Here is a 3303-nt window from a genome sequence, read left to right as displayed (position 1 = left end):
GCTGATCTTCGTCACCCCCGAGTACAACTTCTCCATCCCTGGCGCGCTGAAGAACGCCATCGACTTCCTCGATCCCAGCGCCGTGGCCAACAAGGGCGTGGGCGTGGTCGGCTACTCCTACAGCGTCGGCATCCGCGCCGTCAGCCACCTCCAGCAGATCCTCCAGGGCATGGGCGCCACCGTCGTGGCCTCCAACGTGTTCCTGTCGCTCAACACCGACTTCGCCGACGGCGCCTTCTCGCCGGCCTCCTTCCACGACCCCGAGGTCCCGGCCATGGTGCGCGACGTCGTCGCCCACTCCGACGCCCTGGCCTCCCTGCGCTGAAGGCGCGGAACTCGGCTGACCAGCTGAACCGGAGGACACCAGTCCACCACGTCGCCGTCGGCGGCACCTGCGGGCGCCCCCGGCGGCGACGTCGTCTGCGCCGCGGCTGCGAGGGTGCGGCCAGGTGGATGGGTAGGGTTTCCACCATGACTGAACGCAGCGAGCGGGGCGGTTCCCACCGCGACGGCAGGGACGGACGAGGCGACCGCGGTTACCGAGGCGGCTCGGGCGGAGCCCGCGGGGGAGGGGGCCGTGGCGGCAACCGTGGCTACCGGGATGGCGAGCGCGGCCGCTCGCGCCGTGTCTACGACGACGAGCCGCGCGACGGCCTCCTGGCCGACCTCATCGGCCACCTCCACGCCCTCGACGGACGCTCCTACGCCGCCTACAAGGCGATCGTCGGGCGTTACCGGGCGCCCGCCGGCTGGTTCCTGCACATCGACCGCGTCCAGTCCGATCCCTACGCCCCGCCCACGCGCATCCACGTGGACGTGCCCACCGACCTGCATGGGCTGGAGCTGCTCGACGAGGCCGACCTGCTGTTCGATGCCGATCGGCGCCTGGCCGTGGGCGACTTCCTCACCCGCGAGCTGCACGCCGGATTCCGTGGTACGGCGCTGTCCATCGCCTCCCCCGGGCAGGAGATCCTTCAGCGCTCCAGCATCATCGTGCGCCCCGACGAGAAGAAGGACGGGATCGGTTGGGTCCTGGAGGTCCGCGCCCGCCTGGCCCTGCCCGCCCAGGGCCGCTCCATTCAGGGCCACGAGGCCTCCCGGATCGTGGGACGCGACCTCGTGCGCGAGTTGGAGGAGGCCATGGACCTCACCGGCGAGCGGGGCGACCGGCTCGTGCGCCACATCGCCACCCTTGAGGACCACCGGGTCCTGACGGCGACGGTTGCCCGCAACGGCTGGGTGTCCTTCCTCGCCGACGGCTCCGTCCTGCCGCGCCGCTCCGGGGTGAGCGACGAGCCCCTGGATGGCGGCATCCCCCTCGAGGCCCCCGACTCCATGGCCGCCACGGTCGAGCTCCCCCACGCCGGGACGGTGCGTGGCACCGTCGTCGAGGAGGGCGTCAACGTCATCGTCGGAGGCGGCTACCACGGCAAGTCCACGTTGCTGAGTGCCATCGAGCGCGGCGTCTACCCGCACGTGCCCGGGGACGGGCGCGAGCTCGTGGCCACGGCTCCCGACGCCGTCAAGGTGCGGGCCGCCGACGGGCGCGCCGTGACCGGCGTCGACCTGACCCCCTTCATCTCCCACCTGCCGGCCGGACGCGACACCGCCTCCTTCACCACCCGCAACGCCTCGGGATCCACCTCCCAGGCTGCCTCCATCATCGAGGCCGTCGAGGCCGGCTCCACGACGCTGTTGCTGGACGAGGACACCTCCGCCACGAACCTGCTCATCCGCGACTCGCGCATGCGCGAGCTGGTGGCCGCCGAACGCGAGCCCATCACGCCCCTGGTGGACCGCATCACCGCGCTGTTCCGCCGGAGGGGCGTCTCCACGGTCATGGTCATGGGCGGCTCCGGGGACTACCTGGACGTGGCCGACCGGGTCCTGCTCATGGACACCTACCACCTGCGCGACGTCACCGAGCAGGCCCGCCGGGTCGTGGCCGACCAGCCCCGGCCCCTCACCGAGCTGGAGGACTTCGCCGAGCCTCGGCGGCGCGTCCCCGAGCCCGCCCCGCCGCGCATCCGTCGGGGGCCGGTGCGCACCCGCGCCCAGGGCACCTCCACCCTCGTCCTGGACCGGGAGGACATCGACATCTCCGACGTCGGCGGCGTCACCGACCCCGGGCAGGCCGAGGCCATCGCCTACGCCCTGCGCGCCCTGCTGGAGCAGCGCTTCGACGGGGTCTCCCCGCTGCGCGAGTGCCTGGACGACCTCGAGGCCCTGCTCGACGACGAGGGCCTGGACGCCCTGACCGACGAGCGCGAGAGGCCCGCCTTCCTCGTGCGCCCCCGCATGGTCGACGTCGGGGCGGCCGTCAGCCGCTACCGCAAGCTCGAGCTGGCCGGCCGGCGGCGCGAGGACTGACGAGGCGAGCACTGACGGCCGGCCTCCCCTCCTCCTCCCACACTTCGACCAAATCTTCACAGACGACCCGGAGCCGCGTCGTCTGTGAAGATTTGGTCGAAGTGGTCAACGATGCGGGTGTCCACATCGGCGTCGTCGGCCTCCTGTTTCCCCAGGAGGGCAAGCGCGTCAGGCGAGTGCCGGGGTGCTGCGGGCAGCATATGGGCATGACCACCTCGAACTCCTCCCTGTCCTTGGCCGACCGCGGGGCCCTGCTCCCTCTCCTGTGGAACGAGACCGGTCTCGACGACGCTGCGTGTGCGCGTCCGGACCTCAGCCACGACTGGCTGCGAGTCGCCGCAGGCGTCTATGCACCCCGCTCGGCCTGGCAGGAGGCCTCGTGGACGGAGCGTTACGGGCTGCTGCTCGAGGCGGCGCACCGGAAGTACGGAAAGGACCTGGTGCTGGCAGGTGCTTCTGCTGTCTCCGCCTACGGGCTGCCGTTGGTGGGGACGGTCCTGCGCCGGGTGGAGGTCGTGGACGGGCGTCCCGGGCGCGTGCGGACCTCCTTGCTGTGGCGCCACGTCCGGCGCCGCGATACTGAGGTCGTCAGGGTGGGCGGGCATCTCGCTGTGGCGCTGCCGGACTCACTCGTTGACCTGGCTCGGTGGAACGGAGTGATGGCGGGGGTCGTCGCCATGGATGCGGCTCTGCACAACGGGCTGTGCTCCGTGGAAGCCATGGAGGAGGCTCTGGAGCGTCTGTCTGCTGCAGCGCGCGGCGGTCCCCGCGCTCGGCAGGCCGTGTGCCTGGCCGATGGTCGGTCCGAGTCGCCGGGCGAGTCCATGTCCCGTGTTCGCATGTGGGAGCATCGTCTTCCCAAGCCGGAGCTGCAGGTGAGTGTGCGGGTCGGGCAGGATCTCTACATCCTGGACTACTACTGGCCGGACCATG

4 protein-coding genes are annotated in these 3303 nt (G+C 71.6%); 3 read left to right on the top strand and 1 reads right to left on the bottom strand.

What is annotated here, in order from left to right:
* Together RWR81_RS13170 and RWR81_RS13165 are read left to right on the top strand one after the other, a co-directional pair.
* Positions 1-325 (top strand): NADPH-dependent FMN reductase (locus RWR81_RS13170; RefSeq protein WP_314458165.1); only part of this gene is annotated, 325 nt, incomplete at its 5' end.
* Between the two features lie 146 nt (positions 326-471).
* Positions 472-2370: an ABC-ATPase domain-containing protein gene (locus tag RWR81_RS13165; RefSeq protein ID WP_314458164.1), complete on the top strand. Its 1899-nt coding sequence runs from the start codon at positions 472-474 to the stop codon at positions 2368-2370.
* A gap of 56 nt (positions 2371-2426) precedes the next feature.
* On the opposite strand, the gene RWR81_RS13160 is transcribed toward RWR81_RS13165, so the two are convergent.
* Positions 2427-2570: a hypothetical protein gene (locus RWR81_RS13160; protein ID WP_314458163.1), complete on the bottom strand. Its 144-nt coding sequence runs from the start codon at positions 2568-2570 to the stop codon at positions 2427-2429.
* Positions 2571-2576: 6 nt separating this feature from the next.
* Here RWR81_RS13160 and RWR81_RS13155 point away from each other — a divergent pair.
* Positions 2577-3303, top strand: a 727-nt coding sequence (locus RWR81_RS13155; protein WP_314458162.1) for a hypothetical protein, incomplete at its 3' end; no start/stop codon positions are given.

This window comes from uncultured Actinomyces sp. (assembly GCF_963526355.1).
GTDB lineage: Bacteria > Actinomycetota > Actinomycetes > Actinomycetales > Actinomycetaceae > Actinomyces.
This window is presented reverse-complemented; position numbering and strand designations above follow the sequence as displayed.

Bases quoted from the DNA above. Each gene is read 5' to 3' on its own strand.
- RWR81_RS13165 (WP_314458164.1), top strand. From the start codon at position 472: ATGACTGAACGCAGCGAGCGGGGCGGTTCCCACCGCGACGGCAGGGAC.
- RWR81_RS13160 (WP_314458163.1), bottom strand. From the start codon at position 2,570: ATGCTGCCCGCAGCACCCCGGCACTCGCCTGACGCGCTTGCCCTCCTG.